The organism is Tabrizicola oligotrophica (assembly GCF_011008935.1).
Lineage (GTDB): Bacteria > Pseudomonadota > Alphaproteobacteria > Rhodobacterales > Rhodobacteraceae > Tabrizicola_A > Tabrizicola_A oligotrophica.
Genome location: NZ_JAAIVJ010000001.1, coordinates 115,447 through 137,591 on the forward strand (window position 1 = coordinate 115,447; position 22,145 = coordinate 137,591).

Here is a 22,145-nt window from a genome sequence, read left to right on the forward strand (position 1 = left end):
GTGGTGTTCTTGTGTTCTTGATTTTGGCACTTTGTGGAAAGTGGTAAGAAAACTTATCCAATTATGGCGGAAAGGGCCGACCGGTCAATTGCTAAATTTTGCACCGCGCCAGCCCGGCGCAATGGCGGATCAGCGGTGCTGGATCAGGTCCCAGCGATTTCCCCACGGGTCGCGCCAGACGGCGACGCGGCCATAGGGCTCGTCGCGCGGTGGTTCTTCGAAGTGACCCCCGGCGGCGGTGATGCGCGCGGCATCGCGGGCGAAATCGTCGGTTGCGAGGAACAGCCAGACCCGGCCTGCGCCCTGCGCGCCGATGGCGGCGCGTTGGCCGGCCGCCTCGGCGCGGGCCAGCACCAGCCTTGCGCCAGAGCCGGCAGGGGCCACTGTGACCCAGCGTTTGTGACCCTGCGGGATGTCCTCGCACAGCGTCCAGCCAAGGCCGGTGCAGAAAAATCCGATGGCCTCGTCATAGTCGGGAACGATCAGCGACAGGGCGTAAAGGCCGCGTGGCTCAGTCACGGATCAGCCGCGCTTCGGGCAGGGCGATGCGGGCAACCTGCTCGGCGATCGGGTCGACGGAGAGCGGGTGCAGCTCGGCGCGATGATCGGCCGGATCGCGCATCGGCTGCCACTCGCCACCCTTGTAGATTTCCAGCGCGGCGAACCCGGCCTTGTAGCCCATCTTGCGGCTGCCCGGCACCCAGTAGCCAAGATAGACATAGGGCAGACCGGCCTCGCGGGCGATCTCGATATGGTCGAGGATGGCGAAGGTGCCAAGGCTGAGATCGGCAAGGTCGGGGTCGTAAAAGCTGTAGACCATGCTCAGCCCGTCGTCGAACACGTCGGTCAGCGAGACGGCGGCCAGCGGCCGGCCCTTTTCGCCGGGGCCGGCGGGACGGGTATATTCGATCACCCGGGTCTTGATCGGAGTTTCCTCGATCATGGCGGCAAACTCGAACACATCCATGTCGGCCATGCCACCGTCGGCATGGCGGGCATCGAGGTAGCGGCGAAACAGCGTGAACTGGTCCTCTGTCGCCCAGGGGCTGGTGGCATTGCGGCGCAGGTGGGCCGTGGCCTTCTGGACCCGGCGCTGGGTGCGGCTTGGCACGAAATCGGCCACCCGGATGCGGGCCGAAAGGCAGCCTGAACATTCTGCGCAGGTGGGGCGGTACAGCACGTTCTGGCTGCGGCGAAAGCCCTGTTTCGACAGCGCGTCATTCAGGCGCTGCGCCTGATCGCCCTGCAGGGCGGTAAACAGTTTCCTTTCCATCCGCCCCTCGAGGTAGGGGCAGGGCTGCGGAGCCGTCACATAGAACTGCGGCGCGATGGGAAGGGTATGACGCATGGGAGAAAGGCCTTGATCGGCCCAAAGGTTAGCAAGGCGCAGGCCCCACGCCAAGGGAAAGTTTCCAAAATGGAAAACCCCCGCCGGCAAGGGCGGGGGCGGGCCGTGCGGCGCGCTCAGTATTCGCCGGCGCGGGGCAGGTCGGCCTTCGGGGCCTCGGGCGCCGTTTCGTCGCGGGCGGCATCGGTGGCGCGGTTTTCCCGGGCGCGATCTTCCATGAAGGCGTCGAACTCCGATTTGTCCTTGGCGGCGCGCAGGCGCTGCAGGAAGGCCTCGAAGGCGGTCTGCTCCGTCTCCAGACGCTTCAGCATTTCCGACTTGTAGCTGTCGAAGGCCGAATTGCCCGAAGGCTGGGCCGCGCGGAAGGCGGCGTAGCGGTCATGGTGAGAGCCGTGGCGGTGGCGGCGGGCGGCACATCCGAACATGGTGTCAGAACTCCAGCGATTGGTTGCGGTGATGTAGATGACGAAGGCAAGGCCCAGCGGCCAGAACAAGACAAAGCTCACCACCATGGCGGCGATCCAGGCCTTGCGGCCCTTGCTGTCAAGCCAGGCCTCGGCACGGCGCAGGATATTGGGCCGTCCGCCAAACGCGGCGGCAGGGGCGGCGGAAGGGGAAGCGGAGGTCATGGGCAGGGGCCTTTTCGGGTTCGGGTTGCATGTGAAGGCGCTTCACATCGCCAAGATGGACCTGGAGGCGCCCGCAATCAAGAGGGTATGTTAATGTTTTTTACATAATCCTCGCGTCGCACCCGCAAGACGCTGAAAAGACGCAAGAGATTGCAGTGTGTCAGGCGGTGAAATCGGCGGTTCCGGCCCCGGACAGCCGCTGCAGCGCCTCGGGCGTGATGGCAAAGATATGGCGGGGGGTGCCGGCGGCGGCCCAGATCTGCGCGAACTCCAGAAGCTTGGGGTCCATCCAGACCGGCAAGGGCGTCAGATGGCCGACGGGCGCCACGCCGCCTATGGCAAAGCCGGTGATCTCGCGCACGGTGCGGCCATCGGCGCGGCCAAGGGTCTCGCCTGCCAGATCGCCGGCGCGGACCGGGTCCACCTGATTGCCGCCGGCGGTCAGGAACAGATACAGCCGCCCGCTCGCGCCCTGAAACAGGATCGACTTGACGATCTGATCCAGCGCGCAGCCCGCGGCGGCCGCCGCCTGCTCGGCGGTGCGGGTCTCGCCCGGCATTTCCAGCGGCACGGCATCAACGCCGCCCGCACGCAGGGCAAGCGTGACACGGGCAAGTGATTTCGACATGGGGCCTCGGCCTTCCGCGAGTTGGCTTTTGCGCGAGTGTGCCGATCGGCGGCCGGGGCGCAAGCCCGACGAGGCGCGGGCCCCGCGCCCGAGGAGGTTGACCCCGCCGCGCTTGCGGGCAAAATGACCGCATGCAGCCCTTCGCCTCGCGCCTGACCCGTCAGCCCCTTGCCTTCGATCCCGTCCCTGCGGGAGAGATTGCCGGACTGTTCGCCGACCTTGCCCCCGAGCTGCGCGGCCTGCTCGCGGCCAGCGCCGGTTGCAGCCCCTACCTGAAAGACCTGATGAGCCGCGAGGCCGACTGGCTGCGGCCCACCCTGCACGCGGCGCCCGAAACGGCCTTTGCCGCGCTGTTGGCGGGGCTGGACGCCATCCCGACCGACGATCTTGGCCGCGCCCTGCGCGAGGCCAAGCGCCGGGCGGCGCTTCTCACGGCGCTGGCTGATCTCGGCGGCGTCTGGAGCACGATGCAGGTGACGCAGGCGCTGACCGATCTGGCCGACCGGGCGGTGCAGCTCTGCCTGACGCGGCTGGTCGCCGAAGAAATCCGCCGCGGCAAGCTGCCCGGCGCCACGCCGGACGATGCGATGACCGCCGGTGGCATGTTCGCGCTGGCCATGGGCAAGATGGGGGCGGGCGAGCTGAACTATTCCTCCGACATCGACCTGATCTGCCTGTTCGATCAGGACCGCTACGGCGCGGACTGGCAAGACGCCCGCGCCGCCTTCATCCGCGTCACCCGCAAGATGACCGCGCTTCTCAGCGACACCATGGCCGGCGGCTATGTCTTTCGCACCGACCTGCGGCTGCGCCCCGATGCCTCGGTCACGCCGGTCTGCCTGTCGATGGCCGCCGCCTACGGCTATTACGAGGCCGAGGGCCGGACATGGGAGCGCGCCGCCTATATCAAGGCCCGGCCCTGCGGCGGCGATCTGGAGGCGGGCAACCGGTTCCTGAAATCGCTCACCCCCTTCGTCTGGCGCAAGCACCTTGATTTCGCGGCGATCCAGGACGCCCATGACATGCGCCTGCGCATTCGCGAACACCGCGGCCTGAACGGGCGGCTGATGGTCGAGGACCATAACATGAAGCTCGGTCAGGGCGGCATCCGCGAGATCGAATTCTTCACCCAGACCCGCCAGCTCATTGCCGGGGGCCGCGACCCTTCGTTGCGCGACCGCACTACGCTGGGCGGGCTTCAGGCGCTGGCGGCAAAGGACTGGGTGTCGCAATTGGCCGCCGACGAGTTGACGGCGCTGTACCTCGCCCACCGCGAGGTGGAGCATCGGCTGCAAATGGTGCGCGACGAGCAGACCCACACCATGCCGGCAACCGCCGAGGGCGTCGCCCGCATCGCCGCCTTCTGCGGCCAGCCTGAGGCCGAGTTCCGCCGCGATCTTCTCGACCGGCTCCTGGCCACCGACCGGCTGACCGAAGGCTTCTTCGCGCCCGCCGAGGTGGAGGACGGCCCCGACCTTTCCGACCATGCCCGCACCATCGTCGACGGCTGGTCGATCTATCCCTGCCTGCGCTCGGACCGGGCGCAGGCCATCTTCCGCCGCCTGCGCCCGGTGCTGCTGAAACGTCTGGCCCGTGCCGCCAATCCCGACGAGGCGCTGGTGGCGCTGGACGGCTTTCTGGCCGGCCTGCCCTCGGGGGTGCAGATCTTCTCGCTGTTCGAGGCCAATCCCTCGCTGGTCGATCTCATCATCGACATCGCCGCCACGGCCCCGGCGCTGGCGCGCTATCTGGCGCGCAACGCCCGGGTTCTGGACGGGGTGATCGGCGGGTCGTTCTTCGCCCCCTGGCCGGGACTGGCGAGCCTGACCGGCGATCTGGCCGCCAGGCTGGCCGAGACGCCGGATTACGAACGCAAGCTCGACGCCGCCCGCGCCTGGATGAAGGAATGGCATTTCCGGGTGGGCGTGCATCACCTGCGCGGGCTGATCGACGGCTTCGAGGCGGGGAAAAGCTATGCCGATCTGGCCGAAGCGGTGATTGCCGCGCTGTGGCCGGTGGTCGCGGCCGAATTCGCGGTGCGGCACGGGGCCATGCCCGGACGCGGCGCGGTGGTGCTGGGCATGGGCAGCCTCGGGGCGGGGCGGCTGAATTCCGGCTCCGACCTTGATCTCATCCTGATCTATGACGCCGCCGGGGTGGAAATGTCCGAGGGCGCCCGGCCACTCGCGGCCCGCGCCTATTATTCGCGGCTGACGCAGGCCATGGTGACGGCGCTGTCGGCGCAAACCGCCGAGGGCCGGCTTTACGAGGTGGACGTGCGGCTACGCCCCTCGGGGCGGCAGGGGCCGGTGGCGACCTCGATCGAAAGCTTTCACAGCTATCAGCAGACCGAGGCCTGGACCTGGGAACACCTGGCGCTGACCCGCGCCCGGGTGCTGGCCGGAGACAGCGGCCTTGCCGCCGAGGTGGACGATTTCCGTCGCGCAGTGCTGGCCGAGAAAGGGCAGGGGGCGCACGTGCTGGCCGATGTGGCCGACATGCGCCGCCGCCTGGCCGAGGCGAAACCGGGCAGCGGCGGCTGGGACGCCAAGTTCGGACCCGGCCGGCTGATGGACATCGAGCTTCTGGCCCAGACGCTCGCCCTGCAGGCCGCCGTACCGGCCCGTCAGGTCGAACGCCAGATCAGCCTTGGCGCGAAACGACCCAATATGTCGCAAGCGGACCAAGCGGCGCTGATGGATGCCTATAGGCTGTGCTGGCGGCTGCACTCGGCGGCACGGCTTCTGACCGACCGGACCGTCTCGCCCGATGCCTTGGGCGAAGGCGGTCGGGCCTTTGTCCTGCGCGAATGCGGGGCAGAGGGGGCAGAGGCGCTGACGGTGCGGCTGGAACAGGCGGCGGCCCGGGCCGAACGGGTCATCGCGGCCCATTTGCAGGGGTAAGGGAATGGGGAGGCGCGCGTTGGACCTGAAAGAGGCCGATCCGAAAGGGCTGGTGCGGGAAAGCTACCGGATCGACGGCATCACGCTTGGCGAATGCCGGTCGATCTTCATGGACTGGGCGCTGTCGGTGCCCTTGAGCATCGACACGCCGGATGCCCTGCGCAGCCTGATCGCGCATTACGGGCCGGAGAATGCAGGCCATCCGATGACCTCGGTGCTGACTGAAGCTCTGGTCGCGCCGCAGGCGCCGCGCCGCCGGGGCGGGCGCATCGGTCGGGTGGGGGTGTAGGCAAGGTGGGGTAGACCCCCGCCCTACGGGCGCAAACCTGCCGCTTCGCGGGCCAGCGCCTCGATGCCGGCCCAGTCGCCGGCCGCCATCTTGTCCTTGGGGCAGACCCAGGACCCGCCGACGCACAGGATGTTGGAAAGCCCGAGATAATCGCGGGCGTTCTTCAGGCTGATGCCGCCAGTCGGGCAGAATTTCACCTGCGGAATGGGCGAGCCGATGGATTTCAGATAGGCCGCACCGCCCGCCTGTTCGGCCGGAAAGAACTTCTGTACCGTATAGCCCTGTTCCAGAAGCGCCATGATCTCGCTTGCCGTTGCCGCCCCCGGCAGGAGCGGCAGGTCATGCTCGGCACAGGCGTCCAGCAGCCGCTCGGTCGCGCCGGGAGACACCCCGAACTTCGCGCCCGCCGCCTTGGCCGCCCGGACATCGGCTGGCGTCAGCAGCGTGCCGGCGCCGACCATGCCGCCCGGCACCTCGGCCATGGCCCGGATCGCCTCCAGCGCGCAGGGCGTGCGCAGCGTCACCTCCAGCGCCGGCAGCCCGCCCGCCACCAGCGCGCGGGCAAGCGGCGCGGCATGGGCCAGATCCTCTACCACGATCACGGGCACGACCGGGGCCATCCGGCAGATCTCGGCGGCTTTCAGCGATTGCTCGGCGGGGGTCATCGGCAGGCTCCTGTGTCTGCGCCCGGATCGCGGGCGGAATCGGTCGGAGCCTCCGGCGGGGATATTTGCGCCAGTATGAAAGGGCCAGTCGGGACACCCCTGCCTCGGGCCGGAACACCGGGGGAGGCAGGGGGCCTTTCACACTGGACGGTCATCGGCGTCCCCGCCTGTACCGTGAGGTGATCCTGACCGGAAAACCCTTTCATACTGGTTAAAATATCCCCGCCGGAGGCGAGAAAGGTTTCGGGCCGGGGCAGGGCGCGCGGCGGGGCATCAGACCACCACGGCCGCGCCGGTCTCGGCCGGGCCGACCGTGCGGCGGAAGGCTTCGAACAGCTCGCGCCCGATGCCATGGCCATTGGCCGACAGGTCGGGGCGGACGGTGGGGCGGGCGGCGAGGTCGGCCTTGACGGTCAGCGTGCCGGCCACGGCGTCAAGCCGGATCACGTCGCCATCCTGCACCCGGGCGAGCGGCCCGCCGCAGGCGGCCTCGGGCGAGACGTGGATGGCGGCGGGCACCTTGCCGCTTGCCCCCGACATCCGGCCATCGGTGACGAGCGCCACCTTCAGCCCGCGGTCCTGCAGCACCGTCAGCATCGGGGTCAGAGAATGCAGTTCCGGCATGCCATTGGCCTGCGGTCCCTGGAAGCGCAGCACGACCACTGTGTCAGAGGTGAACTCGCCTGCCTTGAACGCCGCCTTCACGGCGTCCTGATCGTGAAAGACCCGCGCCGGGGCCTCGATCACATGGCGCTCGGGCGCGACGGAGGAGACCTTGATGACGCCGCGGCCCAGGTTGCCTGAAAGCTGGCGCAGGCCGCCGGTGGGCTGGAACGGCTCTGCCGCCGGCCGCAGGATCTTGTTGTTCTGGCTTTGGCGCGGGCCATCGACCCAAGCCAGGCGACCGGCCTGCAGCCGGGGTTCCTGGCGATAGGCCTCCAGCCCGTCGCCCGCCACGGTCTTGGCGTCGGGGTGCAGAAGGCCGGCATCGAGCAGCTGGCCGATCAGGAACTGCATGCCGCCCGCGGCGTGGAAATGGTTCACGTCCGCCAGACCGTTCGGATAGACCTTGGCCATCAGCGGCACGACGCCCGACAGCTCGTCAAAGTCCTCGAGATCCAGCAGCACGCCGGCCGCCCGCGCCATGGCCGGCAGGTGCAGCACGAGGTTGGTCGAGCCGCCCGTGGCCATCAGCCCGACGATGCCGTTCACGAAGGCGCGTTCGTCGAGAATCTCGCCGGCCGGACGATAGTCATTGCCAAGGGCGGTGATCTCGGCGGCGCGGCGCAGCGCCTGCACGGTCAGCGCCTCGCGCAGCGGGGTGCCGGGGTTGATGAAGGAGGCGCCGGGCAGGTGCAGGCCCATGATCTCCATCAGCATCTGGTTGGTGTTGGCTGTGCCGTAGAAGGTGCAGGTGCCCGGGCCGTGGTAGCTGGCCATTTCCGCCGCCATCAGCTCGGCCCGCCCCACCTTGCCCTCGGCGTAAAGGTTGCGCACCCGGGCCTTTTCGTCGTTCGGAATGCCCGAGACCATCGGGCCGGCGGGAACGAACACCGCCGGGACATGGCCGAAGGTCGCGGCGGCCATGATGAGGCCGGGCACGATCTTGTCGCAGACGCCAAGGAACAGCGCGGCGTCGAAGGTGTTGTGGCAAAGCGCCACCCCCGCCGCCAGCGCGATGACATCGCGCGAGAACAGCGACAGCTCCATCCCCGGCTGGCCCTGCGTCACGCCATCGCACATGGCCGGAACGCCGCCCGCGACCTGCACCGTGGCGCCGGCCTCGGCGGCATGGGCGCGGATCAGGCGCGGGTAGTCCTCATAGGGCTGGTGGGCCGAGAGCATGTCATTGTAGGCGGTGACGATGCCGATGTTCGGCAGCCGCGCTTCGGCCAGCGCCGCCTTTTGCGCGCCCATGGCGGCATAGGCATGGGCCTGATTGCCGCAGGTCAGATGCCCGCGCGCAGGGCCGGCTTTGCCTGCCGCGGCGATGCGCGCCAGATAGGCGCTGCGCGTCGCCGCAGAGCGGGTGCGGATGCGGTCGGTGACGCGCGCGATGGTCGGATGCAACGGCATGGCCCCTCACTTCTTCGGGAGCGCCCGGATAACCTGGGCGGAACGGCCGATGGATAGCACATCATGTTAGCGCTAACAAGTGGAACTCTGCGACAGGGCAGTTCAAGACGCTGCGCTTTGCCAGGCAGCTCCTTCAAGCGGTGTCCTGCCTGCAGGATGCGTGGTCCGGGCCTTGGCGCGATTTTGCGGCCAGTGGCCCGCGGAAACAAGCCAAATCGCCGCAAGACGAGCCGCCAGCGCCGCGGGATCTCCCCGAAAATGCACAAGGATCGGCGCAAAGCAGCCACATTTACCCGGCATTAACCGATCAAAGCGCCCGGCCTGTCTTGCAGGCGGGGCTGAAGAAAGGGTGCGAAAAATGATCTCGTTCCGTCATCTGACCATGATGCTTGCCGCGCTCGGCCTGTCGGCCTGCGTTTCCGCCAATGACCCGGCCACGCGGGGGGCGCCGATTGCGTCGAACCTTGGCGCGGCCAATTCGCAGTCGGCCGGCAGCGTCGCGGACCCTTCGGCCATCTATCTCGCGGCGCAATATGAGGTGGCGGCGATCCGGGTGTCGGTGCCGCGCGCGCTGAAGGTTTCCGAGGCCAATACCTTCAAGCCGCGCGCCGACATCGTCTGGCGCGGCGAGGCGCTTGGCGACCGCTATGCGCAGGTGGCCGCGATCTTTCAGGACGCGATGACGACGGGCACGGCCTCGATGCATGCCGGCCGCCAGGTGGATCTGGAGGTGGAGGTGACGCGCTTCCACGCCCTGACCGAAAAGACCCGCTATACCATCGGCGGCGTGCATGAGATGCGCTTCGTGCTGACGGTGCGCGACAGCGCCTCTGGCGTGGTGCTGGACGGCCCGCGTGAGGTGGTGGCCGATGTCAAGGCCGCGGGCGGCTCGGCGGCGATCGAGGAAGAACGCATGGGCCGCACCCAGCGCGTGGTGACGGTGGAGCGGCTGGCGCAGGTGATCCGGCGCGAACTCTCGGCACCGGCAAGCCAGGAGATGATCGTGGCGCGGTTGCAGACCCCGGTGGCGGGTGTCACCGAGTAAGGCGCTTTCCGGTGACTTCGAAACAGGGTAAGGGGAGGTCATGATGACCTCCCCTTCCTCGTTTGACGCCCCCGCCCAGACCGAAATCCCGCCCGCCGGCGCCCCGCTCACGGGCCGCCCCGTGGTGCGCCTGAAACCCAAGGCCGAGGCGCGGGCGATCCGCCACGGCTTTCCCTGGGTCTATGCCGATGAGCTGGTCACCGACCGGCGCACGCAGGGGCTGGCGCCCGGTGCGCTGGCAGTGCTGGAGGACGGCGACCGCCGGCCGCTGGGTCTGGTGACGGTCAACACCCGGTCCAAGATCATCGCCCGGATGCTTGACCGCGATCCCGAGGCGGTGATTGACGCGGCCTGGTTCGCCACCCGCCTGAGCCGCGCACTGGCGCTGCGCGAGCGGCTGTTCGACGCGCCGTTCTACCGGCTGATCCATGCCGAGGCCGACGGCTTGCCGGGCATCGTCATCGACCGTTTCGGCGACACGGCCGTCGTGCAGCCCAACGCCGCCTGGGCCGAAGCCCATTTGCCTGCTTTGGTGGCGGCGCTGGTTGAGATCACGGGCGTTGCCCATGTCGTCAAGAACGGCACCGGACGGGCGCGCGGGCTGGAAGGGCTGGCCGAGGAAACCACGCTGCTGGCCGGCGCAGTCTCGGCCCCGATTGCCGTGCCGATGAACGGCGCGACCTATCTGGCCGATGTCATGGGCGGGCAAAAGACCGGTCTCTTTTACGACCAGCGCCCGAACCATGCCTTTGCCGCACGGCTGGCCAAGGGCGCGCGCGTGCTGGACCTGTTCAGCCATGTCGGCGGCTTTGCCCTTGCCGCGCTTGCCGGCGGTGCGGCCAGTGCGCTGTCTGTCGATGCCTCTGCCGCCGCGCTGGCGCTGGCCGGGCAGGGCGCCGAGGCCTCGGGCTTTGCGCCGCGCTTTGCCACCCGGCAGGGTGACGCCTTCGAGGTGCTTGAGGCGCTTGGCGCCGAGGGCGCACGCTTTGATCTGGTGATCTGCGACCCGCCGGCCTTTGCGCCGGCCAAACCGGCGCTTGAGGCGGGGCTGCGCGCCTATGAGCGGGTGGCCCGGCTGGCCGCGCCGCTGGTGGCGCCGGGGGGCTATCTGGTCTTGTGTTCCTGCTCGCACGCGGCTGACCTGTCGGCCTTCCGCAACGCCTGCGCCCGCGGCATCGGTCGCGGTGGGCGGCGGGGGCAGATCATCTACACCGGCTTTGCCGGCCCCGATCACCCGATCCTGCCGCAGCTGGCCGAAAGCGGCTATCTGAAGTCGCTGGTGTTCCATCTGGATGGCTGAGCCGCGCCGCCTCGTCCGACTGCCCCGGCGGGGCGTGATGTGCCGGAGGCCGGGGAGATGAAGGCGGTTCTCGACGCCTGCGTGCTGTTTCCCACCGTGCTGCGCGAGATTCTGCTGGGCGTCGCCGGGCGCGGGCTTTACCAGCCGCTCTGGTCCGAGCGCATCCTGCGCGAATGGGTGCGCGCCACCGCCAAGCTGGGCGAGGTCGCCGCGATGGAGGCCGAGGCGCAGGCCACGCTCGCGCGGCTGGCCTTGCCGCAGGCCATGTGCCGCGAACAGCCCGGCATCGAGGCGCGGCTCTTGCTGCCCGATCCCAATGACCTGCATGTGCTGGCCATTGCCATCGCCGCCCATGCCGATGCCATCGTCACCTTCAACGCGCAGGACTTCCCGCGTCACCTCCTTGCCGAGGAGGGGCTGGAGCGGCTTGACCCCGACCAGTTCCTCTGCGCGCTGCACGCCCGCCATCCGGCCGAAGTGGCGCAGGTGGTGGCCGACGTCCACGCCACGGCCGAGCGCATGCTGGGCGAGGCGATCCCCTTGAAGGCGCTGATGAAACGGGCGCAGCTGCGCCGGCTTGGCAAGGCGCTGGAGACGGCGGCGGGGTGAGGGCGGGGAAGGCGGGTTGAAAGCCCCCGCTGCGAGCGCCGGATGGGGGGCATGCCCCACCAATGGACGGAACCCCGCGCTACCGGACGGCGTTCCAGCGGGTTTCCATGGCCTCGATGGCGGCGATCCGTTCGGGCACCTTGGGGTGGCTGCGCAGCCAGACCGGGATTTCGGCACCCTGCGCGCCGGTCAGCGTCTCCAGCTTGTGAAACAGCGATTTCTGCGGGCCGGTGCCGATCCCGGCCTTGGTCAGCAGCGCCGAGGCATAGGCATCGGCCTCGAACTCGTCGCGGCGCGACAGCCTGGCCATCAGCGCGGTGGAAATGACATTGGCGATCCAGATGCCGATGAAGGGCAGGAAGCGGTTGAGGAACGCCGACAGCACGACGAACACCGCGTTCTGCCCGGTAAAGTCGATCATCCGCCGCCGGATATGGCCCAGCGCCACATGACCCAGCTCATGGGCGATGACGGCGGCCAGTTCCTCGCTCGTCACCTCGCCGCGCGCCCGCGCCGCCAGAAAGCCGCGCGTCAGGAAGATCCGGCCATCGGGCGCGGCCAGCCCGTTCACCGCGTCGATCTCGAAGATGTTCAGCCGGATTTCCGTCACCCCCAGCGCCGCAGCCATGCGCTCGGCCAGATCGTTCAACACATCGCCCTTCAGGGGGCGTGAATTGGCATCCAGCGTCCGCTTGGTCTGCCAGACCGAAAAGCGCAGCATCAAGAGCGCGTAGCCGATGGCCAGAAGAAAAGGGAGAAGCTTCAGCGTCATGCCCTGAATATGGCGCAGATCGCCGCGCCCGCAAGGCTCATGACGGCCGGTCGCGCTGCGCCAGATGCCACAGCAGCCCGCCAAGCCCCGCCGCCACCGCGCCGCTGGCCATGAGGCCAAGGATGGCGCCGAGGAAGTCCGAGGCCGCCGCAAGGTTGCCGGCAAAGCCGTATCCCGCCGCCAGATAGCCGCCGCACCAGAGCGCCTCGCCAAGGCTCGCCCAGAGGGTAAAGCCGGCAAGCGGCTGGCCTGTCGCCCCGGCGATCAGGTTGACGTAGGGGCCAAGCGGGCTGAACAGCCAGCGCGTCAGGAACACCGCGCCGGCGCCTTGCTGCCGCATCATCTGGCGGGCGCGGGCGATGACGGGCGCGCGCGCCGGGGCCGCTTCCAGCCGGGCGAGCAAGGCCGCCCCGCCGTGCCGCCCGGCGGCATAGCCGAGCTGGTCGCCCAGAACGGCACCCGCCAGCGCCGCAACCCCGAGCGAGGTCAGCCCAAGATCGCCCGCCGCCGCGAAACCTCCCGCTGCCAGCATCAGCACCGAGGACGGAATCGGCAGGGCAAGGCAGGACAGGAAGGTCGCCGCCGCGATGATCCACGCGCCATAGGCCGGCACCAGCGCCAGAAGCCAGTCGGTCACGGCGCGCCGCCCGCTTCGGCCCGCAGCGCGGCGATGGCGGCCTCGACCTGCGCGATGACCCCGGCCACCGGCACGCCGCGCGCGCGGGCAATCTCCTGCAAGGTCAGCGGATGGCCCTCCGGCGGCGGCAGGCCCGCGCGGCGGTCGATCTCGCGCGGGTCAAGCTGCCAGCTGTGCCCGATATAGCCGACCGTCATCCAGGGCTGCACCGCTTCCTCGCGGTGGCCGGCCCAGTAAAACGTGGCCCAGACCAGCCGCCCGGCAAAGAACATGGCAAGCCCCGCGGCCAGAGCGAAGGCCAGAAGCAATCGGGGATGAGCCTGCCAGAGCCGGATCATCGCAGCGCCTTGATGCCGCGCGCGATGCCTTCCAGCGTCATCGGCACCATCTGCCCGCCGAAGATGTCGCGGATCAGCCGGATCGACTGGGTGTGATGCCAGTGCTGCTCGGGGACCGGGTTGATCCACAGATGGCTGGGCCATTGGGTGCAGGCGCGGGTCAGCCAGACCTGCCCGGCCTCGGGGTTCCAATGCTCGTTGGCGCCGCCGGGATGCAGGATCTCATAGGGGCTCATCGAGGCATCGCCGACGAAGATGCACTTGTAGTCACCGCCATAGGTGCGCAGCACTTCGGCGGTCGGGGTCTGCGCGTTCCAGCGCCGGACATTGTCGCGCCAGACGCCTTCGTAAAGGCAGTTGTGAAAGTAGAACGGCACCAGATGCTTGAACTCGGCCCGGGCGGCCGAGAACAGCTCCTCCATCACCTTGACGTAAGGGTCCATGCTGCCGCCGACATCGAGAAACAAGAGCACCTTCACCGCATTGCGCCGCTCGGGGCGCACCTGCACATCCAGCCAGCCATGTTCGGCCGTGGCGCGGATGGTGCCGTCAAGGTCAAGCTCCTCGGCCGCCCCGTCGCGCGCCCATTTCCGCAGCCGCCGCAGCGCGACCTTGATGTTGCGCGTGCCAAGCTCCACCGTGTCGTCCAGATTGCGGAACTCGCGCTTGTCCCAGACCTTGACGGCGCGCTGGTGGCGGCTTTCGTCCTGCCCGATCCGCACGCCTTCGGGGTTGTAGCCGAAGGCGCCGAACGGGCTGGTGCCGGCGGTGCCGATCCATTTGTTGCCGCCCTGATGGCGGCCCTTCTGGTCGGCAAGCCGCGCCTTCAGGGTCTCCATCAGCTTGTCGAACCCGCCAAGCGCCTCGATCTGCGCCCGCTCCTCGGCGGTCAGGTATTTCTCGGCCAGCCTCGCCAGCCACTCGGCCGGCAGGTCGATGGCCTCCAGCACCTCGGCCCCCGAGATCGTCTCCAACCCCTTGAAGGTCTTGGCGAAGGCGCGGTCATAGCGGTCAAGGTGGCGCTCGTCCTTCACCATGGCCACCCGGCCAAGGTAATAGAACCCCTCGGGGTCATGGGTCACCAGACCCGCCTCCAGCCCTTCCAGAAAGGCGAGGTATTCGCGCAGCGAGACCGGCACCCCTTCGTCGCGCAAGGCAAGGAAGAAGGGCAGGAACATCGCGCTAGTGTCCGGAACGGTCGAGGAAGATCGTCACGAACAGCGCAAGGATCATCAGCGGGATGGCATGGGCGGCGGCGTATTGCAGCAGGTCCAAGAGCTTGCCCCCGCGGCGTTTCGCCCGCCAGACGCCGATAGCGGCCCCGATGACCAGCGCTGCCAGAACCAAGACTGGAATGTACACGATCCGACCCCTTCTTGCCGGGGCCGGACCTTGCCGCGCCCCTTATCCCTTGCGTCCGCGCGCGCCGAGTGCCGCCACTTCCGACATCCGCGCGCGCACCTGCGCGTCCGAGCCGAAGCCATAGCGCGCCCATCCCAGACTGTCGAGACGCAGCGCCTTCGCTTCGGCCACCAGGCCCTGGCTCTCATAGGCTTCGGCCTTGATGAGCATCAGCGTGGCAAGAAGGGCGGCGTTTTCGGCGCGTGTGACTACCGGAATGGCCCGGTCGGCGAACTGGATGGCCTGGGCGGGCTGACCGGTCGACAGCGCGATGGCCGCGAGCTGCATGTCGACATGGGCCGCATGCACCTGTCCGCCGGGCAGCGCGCGGTAAATGCGGCCCGCCTCGCCAAAGGCCCGCACCGCGGCCGCAGGATCAGAGGTGATCTGCGCCCGGCCAAGTGCATACCACGAAAACGCCAGCCGCCCGTCGCTCCAGCCCTGCGCCATGGCGATCGAAACCATCCGCTCCGCCGCCGCCCGGGCACTGCCGCCGCGCAGGCCGAAGGATTGCTCCACCGCCGCCACCCAAGACCGCGGCGCGATGGATTTCAGCGTGCCGCCGCGCCCCTCGCCACCGGGATTGAGCCGCGCCATCAGCGCCGGCAGGCGCTTGGCAGCCTCGGCCTCGTTCATGCCGGACTGCAACTCGGGCGCATAATAGGCGCGCAGGATCAGCATGTCGAAGCTGGTCAGCACGGTGTGGAAATTGTCATCGTTGAAGACGGAATCGGGCAGGTGGTAAAGGTCGTTGAGCGGCCCCATCGCCTGCGCCATTTCCTCGTGCAGGCAATCGCGCACTTCCTGCGCGCTGGTGTCGGAGGGAATGAAGATCGCCACATGGCTGCGCCGGGTCAGTTGGCCCCAGTCGACCGCCGCCGTGCCGCGCGCCGCCTTGTACTCGGCAAAGCTCTGCACGCCCGGCACCACGAAACAGGCCGCCGTCGGCACCACGCGGCGCATCTGGGCGCGCGGCAGGAACTGAATGGTGATCGAGGCGGCCTCGCCGCTGGTCGCCGGGCGCAGGTCAAGCCCGGCCTCCGACCGCAGCCGCCCCATCAGCCGCGCAAGGTCTGCCCCCGCCGTCGCCGGCACATCGCCTGTGAGTGCAAGGGTGATCGGGCCTTCGAACCGGCTCATCGCCGGGATGGCCCGCCCGCTTTCCATGCGGAAGGTGAGATCGAGGAAATCGCGGACAATCTCGACATTGCCGCGCCGGGTGGCGACCGGGCTGCCGGCGGGCAGGGCGGTCAAGGCGGGCAGGGCGGTCAGCGCCCCGGCGTCGGTGGCAGAGCTTTTGGTGACTTCTGCGCTGGGTGCTGCTGCACAGGCCGCAAGCAGGCAAAGGGCGAAAACGGAAAGACGGCGCATGGCTTGGCAGCTGAACCTATGTAGGTGGGGTTTCCCCCGGATTGACAGGCAAGGTGCCGCCTCCGCCCCGTGCCCGCCCGAGGTTCAGCGCCCTTGGGGCGCGAGGTGCCCCCGCACCTGACCCCAAGGGCTTTGCTGATCCGGGCAAGACCCGTTCCGTCGCCGCACCCCGAGACCCGCCGATGCCGCACCGCACCGGAACGCCTCTGGGACAAAAGGCCGGACGCAATCCCCACCGCGACCTGCCTTCAGGCGTGGCGGTCTGGCTTCGCTTCCGGTTCCCCGCGCGTCGAGCAGGCCGCGCCGAGGCCCCCCTTCTTCCCGATCGACCAGCCGCAGAAGGCCGGGACCGACGGCCCCCGGCCTGTCTGGAGGCCGGGGGCAGAGGGACAAAAACCGTCTTCGAAATCACACCGTCACTGAAGACAAGACAACATGGGGGCAGTGTCGTTAACGGGGCATGTTCATGTCAATCTTGCGGTTTCTGCAGCCAATGGCTGTATCTACCCATGGATATGTTCCGGGCCGGAAACGCCAGATCTGCGCAAGAGATATCACCAAACATTTCAATACATTTCAAAAATACGCAGTTCGTGAGGATAATGTGTCAACACTATGGCTAAATATCGGCAGAATCGCCCGATTCGAGAAAATTGGCTCAACAGTCGGCGTCAGGGGCACGGATTGTTGACCGGACAGCCTGCCCGGAAAAGGCGCCGCGCCCGCCCTGCCGCTGTCTGGTGCCGGGATGGAAACAATCGCCGATTCATCCGCTGATTGTATCAAATATCGAAACAGTTGGCGCAAGAGGCCATGGCTTCAGCTGCGCCCCACTCAACTGCGCCCCGCTCAATTGCGTCCGGTGCGGCTGAGGAAAGCGAGGCGCTCGAACAGCTGCACGTCCTGTTCGTTCTTCAACAGCGCCCCGTAGAGCCGCGGCAGGCTGTGCTTGCCCTCGCGCCGCAGATCCTCGGGACCGAGATCCTCGGCGAGGATCAGCTTCAGCCAGTCCAGCACCTCCGAGGTCGAGGGCTTCTTCTTCAGCCCCGGCACCTCGCGCAGGTCGAAGAACTGGGTCAGCGCGGTGGTCAGAAGCTGCTCCTTGATGCCGGGAAAATGCAGCCGCACGATGGCCGCCAGCGTCTCGGCGTCGGGAAAGCGGATGTAGTGGAAGAAACAGCGGCGCAGGAAGGCGTCGGGCAGCTCCTTTTCGTTGTTCGAGGTGATGATGACGACGGGGCGATGCACCGCCTGCACCGTCTCGCCGGTCTCGTAGACGTGGAACTCCATCCGGTCGAGTTCCTGCAGCAGGTCATTCGGGAACTCGATGTCGGCCTTGTCGATCTCGTCGATCAGGAGGACGACGCGGGAAGGCGCTTCGAAGGCCTGCCAGAGCTTGCCCTTGCGGATGTAATTCCTGACCTCATGCACCCGCGCCTCGCCCAGCTGGCTGTCGCGCAGGCGGCTCACGGCGTCGTATTCGTAAAGCCCCTGCTGCGCCTTGGTGGTGGATTTGACATGCCATTCGATCAGCTCCATGTCCAGCGAGGCCGCCACCTGCCGGGCCAGTTCGGTCTTGCCGGTCCCCGGCTCGCCCTTGACCAGAAGCGGGCGCTGCAACGTCACGGCGGCGTTGACCGCCACCGCCAGATCGTCGGCGGCGACATAAGAGGAGGTCGAGGCGAATTTCATAATCGGATCAAGGCCCTGAATTGTGTTCGCGAGAGACACTATCCGTCACCGGAATTTGTCGCAACCGCTAGTGACAATCCCTTTGCATTCCGGTATTGCACCGCCCATTCCGGCCCGTGTCAGGGTATGGCCCGCCCAGATGCGAGGTTCGCAAGATTGGAGAGTGTTGCCATGAAAGCCGAAGTGTTCCTGCCCGACGATTACCGTCCGGCCGAGGACGAGCCCTTCATGAATGAGCGGCAACTGGAGTATTTTCGCCGCAAGTTGCTGATCTGGAAGCAGGAGTTGCTGGACCAGTCGTCCGAGACCATCGAGAATCTGCAAGATTCCGCCCGCAACGTGCCCGATCTGGCCGACCGTGCCAGCGAGGAGACCGACCGCGCGCTGGAGCTGCGCACCCGTGACCGGCAGCGCAAGCTGGTGTCGAAGATCGACGCCGCGCTGCGCCGGATCGACGAGGGCGAATATGGCTACTGCGAGATGACCGGCGAGCCGATCAGCCTCAAGCGGCTGGACGCCCGTCCGATCGCCACCATGACGCTGGAAGCGCAGGAAAAGCACGAGCGCCGCGAGAAGGTGCACCGCGACGAATGACCGCCGGTGCCGGGGCTTGTGCGCCGGCACGGATGTCGTGAAGCTGAGGCCGGGCCGCTGCGCCCGGCTTTTTCATTCGGGGGTGCGCAGGACATGGCGCAAGAGGTCACGATTCTCGGGGCAGGTGTGGCGGGGCTGACGGCGGCGCTGGCGCTGGCGCAAAAAGGCTTTTCCGTCACCGTGCTGGAGCAGGCCGATGCCATCCGCGAGGTGGGGGCGGGCCTGCAGATCAGCCCGAACGCCGCAGTGGTGTTGCGAGCGCTTGGCCTTGGCGCGGCGCTGGAGGCGGCGCAGGGCCGGGCGCAGGCGGTGCGGCTCTGCGACGGGCTGACCGGCGAGACGGTCCTGAACATGGATCTGATGCGGCTGCGTCCCGATCAGGGCTACCACTTCCTGCATCGGGCCGACCTCATCGACATGCTGGCGGCGGCGGTGCGTGCCGCCGGGGTGCAGATCCGGCTCTTGCAGCGGATCGAGACGGTTGACCTGTCCGGCCCGCGTCCGCGCTTGGTGACCGGGCAGGGTGCCGAGGTGGAGACTGATCTGCTGATCGGCGCCGACGGGTTGCAGTCGAAAACCCGCACGGCGCTGAACGGGGTGGAGACGCCGTTCTTCACCCGGCAGGTCGCCTGGCGCGCGCTGGTGCCGGAACGGCCCGGTGCTGCGCCCGTGGCCGAGGTTCACATGGGGCCGGGGCGGCATCTGGTCAGCTATCCGCTGCGCGGCGGCCGGTTGCGCAACATCGTCGCGGTCGAGGAGCGCGCGCGCTGGGTCGAAGAGGGTTGGTCGCTGCGCGACGATCCGATGGAGATGCGGCTCGCCTTCGAACGGTTTTCCCCGCGGGTGCAGGGCTGGCTGGAGCAGGTGCAGGATGTCTACCTCTGGGGCCTGTTCCGCCATCCGGTGGCCGAGGTCTGGCACAAAGCGATGCCGCAGGGGGCGGTGGCCATCCTGGGCGATGCGGCGCATCCGACGCTGCCCTTCCTTGCCCAAGGGGCGGCCATGGCAATCGAGGACGCCTGGACGCTTGCCGCCCATCTGGCCAAGGCCCCCGCGGCCGAGGCCCTGCCGCATTGGCAGGCGGCGCGCCGCCCGCGCTGCGCGCGCATCGTGGCGGCGGCCAACGGCAATGCACGGGCCTATCATCTGGCAGGCCCGCTGCGCGGCGTGGCGCATCTGGGGTTGAAGATCGGCAGCGCGCTCAGCCCGGGCTTTGCGCTGTCACGCTATGACTGGCTTTATGGCCATGACGTGACGCGGGCCTGAGGCGGCCCCCCACCCCCGGCCCCATTTAGGGGGAGAGGAGGGGCCATCGGTGCAGATCGGCGGTCTTTGTCAGACCGATGCAGAGTCGGGGCGCGGTTCCCCTCTCCAAGGGGCGAGGGGAGGGGCTGGAGGGCGGCAACCGCCAAGACCTTCCCGGTCAGGCCGGATGTTGCGGCGAGCGGGTCAGGCCGCGACCGGAACCGCTGCGCAGGCCAGTTCCGTGCCGCCGGCAAAGATCACCTCGGGGCCGGCGAAGCGCAGGGCGACAAAGCGCGCCTCGGGCAGGATGTCGGCGCGGATGAATTCGCCGTCGCACAGGCTGGCGGCGGCAACCTGCGCCTCGGTGCGGCCGTAGAGCGCCTTGGCCCGCCAGTCGCGGATCAGGACGGCCTGCGCGGGCGCCACGAAGATCACTGCGTCCGGGCGGCCGACGCCAAGGCTGTCGGGCGAGATCGCCACCACGCGGGCGTTTTCCACTCGGGTCACCTCGACCTGCAGCACCTTGCGCATGCCGTTGCGGGTGATGACGCGGTCGCCGGGCATGAGGAATTCCACCGGCAATTCGCCGTCCAGTGTCAGCACCGGCGTGCCCTGCACCAGCCCGGTGCCGGCGAAGATCTCTTGCGCGCTGGTTTCCGCCGCGAAGGAAGCCTCAGCCAGTTGTGCCATCGCGAAGTCCCCCTGTGCTGTCCGCGCCCCTGCGCTGTGCCTTCTTTCCGCCTGATTGTGGCGAGATTGGGGTGGACCCGCGCTTTTTTCGCGGCCATGGCCCGGCGGGCAGCCGGGATCCCCGCAATCGACCCCGGCTGCTGCAGGCCCGTTTTTTCCTCTCGCATCCCGGTTCGGCCTTTGTTAGAAGGGCGCGGAATTCAAGGCGTGCGCGGTCCTGCCCTTGCGGCGGGTCGGGTGCGCCTTGGTGAATTTGCGGGTGTGGCGAAATTGGCAGACGCACTGGATTTAGGTTCCAGCGCCGCAAGGCGTGGGGGTTCAAGTCCCTCCACCCGCACCAGATTGGGATGAAAAGGACGACGACATGCAGGTCACCGAGACCCTGAAAGACGGCCTCAAGCGCGGCTACACCATCACGGTGTCGGCGGCGGAGCTTGACGCCGAAGTGCAGAAGAAACTGATCGAGGCGCAGCCCGAGGTCGAGATCAAGGGCTTCCGCAAGGGCAAGGTGCCGCTGGCGATCCTGAAAAAGCAGTTCGGCCAGCGCATTCTGGGCGATGCCATGCAGGACGCCATCGACGGCGCGATGAAAGCGCATTTCGACCAGACCGGCGACCGTCCGGCGCTGCAGCCCGAAGTCAAGATGGTTGACGGCGAGACCTGGAAAGAAGGTCAGGATGTCGTGGTCGAGATGACCTACGAATGCCTGCCGCCAATTCCGGAAGTGGACGCGGCCAAGATCACGCTCGACCGGCTGTCGGTGAAGGCCGACGACGCGGCGATCGACGAGGCGCTGAAGAACCTCGCCTCCTCGTCGCAAAGCTTTGAGGCCAAGAAGAAGGCCCAGAAGGCCAAGAAGGGCGATCAGGTCGTGATCGACTTCAAGGGTTCGGTTGACGGCGAATATTTCGAAGGCGGCGCCGGCGAGGATTACCCGCTGGTTCTCGGCTCCAACTCCTTCATCCCGGGCTTTGAAGACCAGCTGATCGGCGCCAAGACCGGCGACGAGGTCAAGGTCGAGGTCTCCTTCCCGGAAAACTACGGCGCTGCCCATCTGGCCGGCAAGGCCGCGGTGTTCGAGTGCACCGTCAAGGAAGTGCGCGAACCGAAGGAAGCCGAGATCGACGACGAGCTGGCCAAGAAGTTCGGTGCCGAGGATCTGGCGGCCCTGAAGGGCCAGATCGCCGAGCGTCTGGAAGCCGAATACAAGGGCGCCGCCCGGGCCGTGCTGAAGCGCGCGCTGCTCGACCAGCTTGACGCGCAGGTGAAGTTCGACCTGCCGTCGGCTCTGGTTGACGCCGAGGCGGCGCAGATCGCCCACCAGCTCTGGCACGAGGAAAACCCCGACGTGCATGACCACAACCACGGCGCCATGGAGCCGACCGACGAGCACAAGAAGCTGGCCGAGCGCCGCGTGCGCCTGGGTCTGGTGCTGGCCGAGGTTGGCCGCAAGGCCGAAGTCACCGTCACCGACGCCGAGATGACCCAGGCGGTTCTCTCCGCCGCCCGTCAGTATCCGGGCCAGGAGCGCGCCTTCTTCGAATTCGTGCAGAAGAACGCCCAGATGCAGCAGCAGCTGCGCGCGCCGGTGTTCGAGGACAAGGTTGTCGATCACATCGTGGCCGGGGCGAAAGTCACCGACAAGGACGTCTCGAAAGACGAGCTGCAGAAGCTGGTCGAAGCGCTGGACGAGATGTAATCCACCGCCAAAGGCAATTCCCGGGGGCCGTGGCGCAAGCTGCGGCCCTTTGGTTTTGCGTCCTCAGGTCCGGGCGGGGAAAGGCATCGCCTTTCCCCGCCCGGCTGCGATCACGGGTCCGCAAGAGACGGGTCCGCCTTCACGACCTAAGGCCAGCGCCCGACCTGGCGGGCGAGAAGCGCCCGCCGAGGGCGGGGCGGGCGCTGGCCGGGGC

22 protein-coding genes and 1 tRNA gene are annotated in these 22,145 nt (G+C 68.0%); 9 read left to right on the top strand and 14 right to left on the bottom strand.

The annotated features are described in order from the left end of the window. Positions 1–129 precede the first annotated feature (129 nt). The 4 genes from G4Z14_RS00555 to G4Z14_RS00570 all read right to left on the bottom strand — a co-directional run bounded on the left by G4Z14_RS00555 (position 130) and on the right by G4Z14_RS00570 (position 2,605). Positions 130–519 carry a VOC family protein gene (locus tag G4Z14_RS00555; RefSeq protein WP_164622793.1) on the bottom strand — a complete coding sequence of 130 codons (390 nt, stop codon included), beginning with the start codon at positions 517–519 and terminating at the stop codon, positions 130–132. Next, positions 512–1,348 carry an arginyltransferase gene (locus G4Z14_RS00560; RefSeq protein ID WP_164622794.1) on the bottom strand — a complete coding sequence of 279 codons (837 nt, stop codon included), beginning with the start codon at positions 1,346–1,348 and terminating at the stop codon, positions 512–514. Before G4Z14_RS00560 ends, G4Z14_RS00555 begins: the two co-directional genes overlap by 8 nt. Before the next feature lie 116 nt (positions 1,349–1,464). Next, positions 1,465–1,977 carry a DUF2852 domain-containing protein gene (locus G4Z14_RS00565; protein ID WP_164622795.1) on the bottom strand — a complete coding sequence of 171 codons (513 nt, stop codon included), beginning with the start codon at positions 1,975–1,977 and terminating at the stop codon, positions 1,465–1,467. A gap of 160 nt (positions 1,978–2,137) precedes the next feature. After that, complete coding sequence (locus G4Z14_RS00570) at positions 2,138–2,605, bottom strand: YbaK/EbsC family protein (RefSeq protein WP_164622796.1); 468 nt, start codon at positions 2,603–2,605, stop codon at positions 2,138–2,140. A gap of 131 nt (positions 2,606–2,736) precedes the next feature. Here G4Z14_RS00570 and G4Z14_RS00575 point away from each other — a divergent pair, with 131 nt between their 5' ends. Together G4Z14_RS00575 and G4Z14_RS00580 are read left to right on the top strand one after the other, a co-directional pair. After that, complete coding sequence (locus tag G4Z14_RS00575) at positions 2,737–5,508, top strand: [protein-PII] uridylyltransferase family protein (protein WP_164622797.1); 2,772 nt, start codon at positions 2,737–2,739, stop codon at positions 5,506–5,508. Between the two features lie 19 nt (positions 5,509–5,527). After that, positions 5,528–5,797: a hypothetical protein gene (locus G4Z14_RS00580; RefSeq protein ID WP_164622798.1), complete on the top strand. Its 270-nt coding sequence runs from the start codon at positions 5,528–5,530 to the stop codon at positions 5,795–5,797. A gap of 23 nt (positions 5,798–5,820) precedes the next feature. Here the strand turns inward: G4Z14_RS00580 and eda are convergent, their stop codons facing one another. Both eda and edd read right to left on the bottom strand, forming a co-directional pair. Continuing rightward, on the bottom strand, positions 5,821–6,462 hold the full coding sequence (eda, locus tag G4Z14_RS00585) for a bifunctional 4-hydroxy-2-oxoglutarate aldolase/2-dehydro-3-deoxy-phosphogluconate aldolase (protein ID WP_164622799.1): 642 nt from the start codon (positions 6,460–6,462) through the stop codon (positions 5,821–5,823). 273 nt (positions 6,463–6,735) lie between these two features. Continuing rightward, the gene (gene edd, locus G4Z14_RS00590; protein ID WP_164622800.1) at positions 6,736–8,538 is read right to left on the bottom strand and encodes a phosphogluconate dehydratase; all 1,803 of its coding nucleotides are present in this window, start codon (positions 8,536–8,538) and stop codon (positions 6,736–6,738) included. Positions 8,539–8,896: 358 nt separating this feature from the next. Between edd and G4Z14_RS00595 the strand changes: the two genes are divergently transcribed. Genes G4Z14_RS00595 through G4Z14_RS00605 form a run of 3 tightly spaced genes read left to right on the top strand, consistent with a single transcriptional unit; the run spans position 8,897 to position 11,492 of the window. Further along, a complete protein-coding gene (locus G4Z14_RS00595) occupies positions 8,897–9,583 on the top strand; it encodes a DUF6778 family protein (protein ID WP_164622801.1) in 687 nt (228 codons plus the stop codon). 40 nt (positions 9,584–9,623) lie between these two features. Beyond that, positions 9,624–10,883 carry an RSP_2647 family RNA methyltransferase gene (locus tag G4Z14_RS00600; RefSeq protein ID WP_227751449.1) on the top strand — a complete coding sequence of 420 codons (1,260 nt, stop codon included), beginning with the start codon at positions 9,624–9,626 and terminating at the stop codon, positions 10,881–10,883. A 57-nt stretch (positions 10,884–10,940) separates the two neighbouring features. Beyond that, the gene (locus tag G4Z14_RS00605) at positions 10,941–11,492 is read left to right on the top strand and encodes an RSP_2648 family PIN domain-containing protein (protein WP_164622802.1); all 552 of its coding nucleotides are present in this window, start codon (positions 10,941–10,943) and stop codon (positions 11,490–11,492) included. Positions 11,493–11,571: 79 nt separating this feature from the next. Here G4Z14_RS00605 and G4Z14_RS00610 read toward each other — a convergent pair whose 3' ends face one another. The 7 genes from G4Z14_RS00610 to G4Z14_RS00640 all read right to left on the bottom strand — a co-directional run bounded on the left by G4Z14_RS00610 (position 11,572) and on the right by G4Z14_RS00640 (position 17,703). After that, complete coding sequence (locus G4Z14_RS00610; protein ID WP_164622803.1) at positions 11,572–12,264, bottom strand: M48 family metallopeptidase; 693 nt, start codon at positions 12,262–12,264, stop codon at positions 11,572–11,574. A gap of 37 nt (positions 12,265–12,301) precedes the next feature. Then, positions 12,302–12,901: a DedA family protein gene (locus tag G4Z14_RS00615; RefSeq protein WP_164622804.1), complete on the bottom strand. Its 600-nt coding sequence runs from the start codon at positions 12,899–12,901 to the stop codon at positions 12,302–12,304. Further along, positions 12,898–13,239, bottom strand: a complete 342-nt coding sequence (locus G4Z14_RS00620) for a hypothetical protein (protein ID WP_164622805.1) — start codon at positions 13,237–13,239, stop codon at positions 12,898–12,900. The genes G4Z14_RS00615 and G4Z14_RS00620 overlap by 4 nt, the downstream gene beginning before the upstream one ends. Further along, a complete protein-coding gene (locus tag G4Z14_RS00625; RefSeq protein WP_164622806.1) occupies positions 13,236–14,417 on the bottom strand; it encodes a vWA domain-containing protein in 1,182 nt (393 codons plus the stop codon). The genes G4Z14_RS00620 and G4Z14_RS00625 overlap by 4 nt, the downstream gene beginning before the upstream one ends. A 4-nt stretch (positions 14,418–14,421) precedes the next feature. Then, the gene (locus G4Z14_RS00630; RefSeq protein WP_227751529.1) at positions 14,422–14,601 is read right to left on the bottom strand and encodes a hypothetical protein; all 180 of its coding nucleotides are present in this window, start codon (positions 14,599–14,601) and stop codon (positions 14,422–14,424) included. 42 nt (positions 14,602–14,643) lie between these two features. Beyond that, entirely contained in the window at positions 14,644–16,011 is a 1,368-nt protein-coding gene (locus G4Z14_RS00635; protein WP_164622807.1) for a DUF2927 domain-containing protein, read from the bottom strand. 849 nt (positions 16,012–16,860) lie between these two features. Then, positions 16,861–17,703 (bottom strand): AAA family ATPase, encoded by an 843-nt coding sequence (locus tag G4Z14_RS00640; RefSeq protein ID WP_164622808.1) that lies wholly within the window; start codon positions 17,701–17,703, stop codon positions 16,861–16,863. Between the two features lie 171 nt (positions 17,704–17,874). On the opposite strand from G4Z14_RS00640, the gene dksA reads away from it, so the two are divergent. Together dksA and G4Z14_RS00650 are read left to right on the top strand one after the other, a co-directional pair. Further along, positions 17,875–18,297 carry an RNA polymerase-binding protein DksA gene (gene dksA / locus G4Z14_RS00645; RefSeq protein ID WP_164622809.1) on the top strand — a complete coding sequence of 141 codons (423 nt, stop codon included), beginning with the start codon at positions 17,875–17,877 and terminating at the stop codon, positions 18,295–18,297. Between the two features lie 93 nt (positions 18,298–18,390). Continuing rightward, complete coding sequence (locus G4Z14_RS00650) at positions 18,391–19,563, top strand: FAD-dependent oxidoreductase (RefSeq protein WP_164622810.1); 1,173 nt, start codon at positions 18,391–18,393, stop codon at positions 19,561–19,563. 183 nt (positions 19,564–19,746) lie between these two features. Here G4Z14_RS00650 and G4Z14_RS00655 read toward each other — a convergent pair whose 3' ends face one another. Continuing rightward, positions 19,747–20,232 carry a Hint domain-containing protein gene (locus G4Z14_RS00655; RefSeq protein ID WP_164622811.1) on the bottom strand — a complete coding sequence of 162 codons (486 nt, stop codon included), beginning with the start codon at positions 20,230–20,232 and terminating at the stop codon, positions 19,747–19,749. Positions 20,233–20,487: 255 nt separating this feature from the next. On the opposite strand from G4Z14_RS00655, the gene G4Z14_RS00660 reads away from it, so the two are divergent. Then, positions 20,488–20,572: transfer RNA gene (locus G4Z14_RS00660), tRNA-Leu, on the top strand. Between the two features lie 24 nt (positions 20,573–20,596). Further along, entirely contained in the window at positions 20,597–21,931 is a 1,335-nt protein-coding gene (tig, locus tag G4Z14_RS00665; RefSeq protein ID WP_164622812.1) for a trigger factor, read from the top strand. Positions 21,932–22,145: the final 214 nt, after the last annotated feature.

Coding starts and splice junctions, on each gene's coding strand:
- G4Z14_RS00565 (WP_164622795.1), bottom strand. CDS start 1,977: ATGACCTCCGCTTCCCCTTCCGCCGCCCCTGCCGCCGCGTTTGGCGGA.
- dksA (WP_164622809.1), top strand. CDS start 17,875: ATGAAAGCCGAAGTGTTCCTGCCCGACGATTACCGTCCGGCCGAGGAC.
- G4Z14_RS00655 (WP_164622811.1), bottom strand. CDS start 20,232: ATGGCACAACTGGCTGAGGCTTCCTTCGCGGCGGAAACCAGCGCGCAA.
- G4Z14_RS00605 (WP_164622802.1), top strand. CDS start 10,941: ATGAAGGCGGTTCTCGACGCCTGCGTGCTGTTTCCCACCGTGCTGCGC.
- tig (WP_164622812.1), top strand. CDS start 20,597: ATGCAGGTCACCGAGACCCTGAAAGACGGCCTCAAGCGCGGCTACACC.
- edd (WP_164622800.1), bottom strand. CDS start 8,538: ATGCCGTTGCATCCGACCATCGCGCGCGTCACCGACCGCATCCGCACC.
- G4Z14_RS00575 (WP_164622797.1), top strand. CDS start 2,737: ATGCAGCCCTTCGCCTCGCGCCTGACCCGTCAGCCCCTTGCCTTCGAT.
- G4Z14_RS00595 (WP_164622801.1), top strand. CDS start 8,897: ATGATCTCGTTCCGTCATCTGACCATGATGCTTGCCGCGCTCGGCCTG.
- eda (WP_164622799.1), bottom strand. CDS start 6,462: ATGACCCCCGCCGAGCAATCGCTGAAAGCCGCCGAGATCTGCCGGATG.
- G4Z14_RS00635 (WP_164622807.1), bottom strand. CDS start 16,011: ATGCGCCGTCTTTCCGTTTTCGCCCTTTGCCTGCTTGCGGCCTGTGCA.
- G4Z14_RS00650 (WP_164622810.1), top strand. CDS start 18,391: ATGGCGCAAGAGGTCACGATTCTCGGGGCAGGTGTGGCGGGGCTGACG.
- G4Z14_RS00610 (WP_164622803.1), bottom strand. CDS start 12,264: ATGACGCTGAAGCTTCTCCCTTTTCTTCTGGCCATCGGCTACGCGCTC.
- G4Z14_RS00625 (WP_164622806.1), bottom strand. CDS start 14,417: ATGTTCCTGCCCTTCTTCCTTGCCTTGCGCGACGAAGGGGTGCCGGTC.
- G4Z14_RS00570 (WP_164622796.1), bottom strand. CDS start 2,605: ATGTCGAAATCACTTGCCCGTGTCACGCTTGCCCTGCGTGCGGGCGGC.
- G4Z14_RS00640 (WP_164622808.1), bottom strand. CDS start 17,703: ATGAAATTCGCCTCGACCTCCTCTTATGTCGCCGCCGACGATCTGGCG.
- G4Z14_RS00620 (WP_164622805.1), bottom strand. CDS start 13,239: ATGATCCGGCTCTGGCAGGCTCATCCCCGATTGCTTCTGGCCTTCGCT.
- G4Z14_RS00560 (WP_164622794.1), bottom strand. CDS start 1,348: ATGCGTCATACCCTTCCCATCGCGCCGCAGTTCTATGTGACGGCTCCG.
- G4Z14_RS00600 (WP_227751449.1), top strand. CDS start 9,624: ATGATGACCTCCCCTTCCTCGTTTGACGCCCCCGCCCAGACCGAAATC.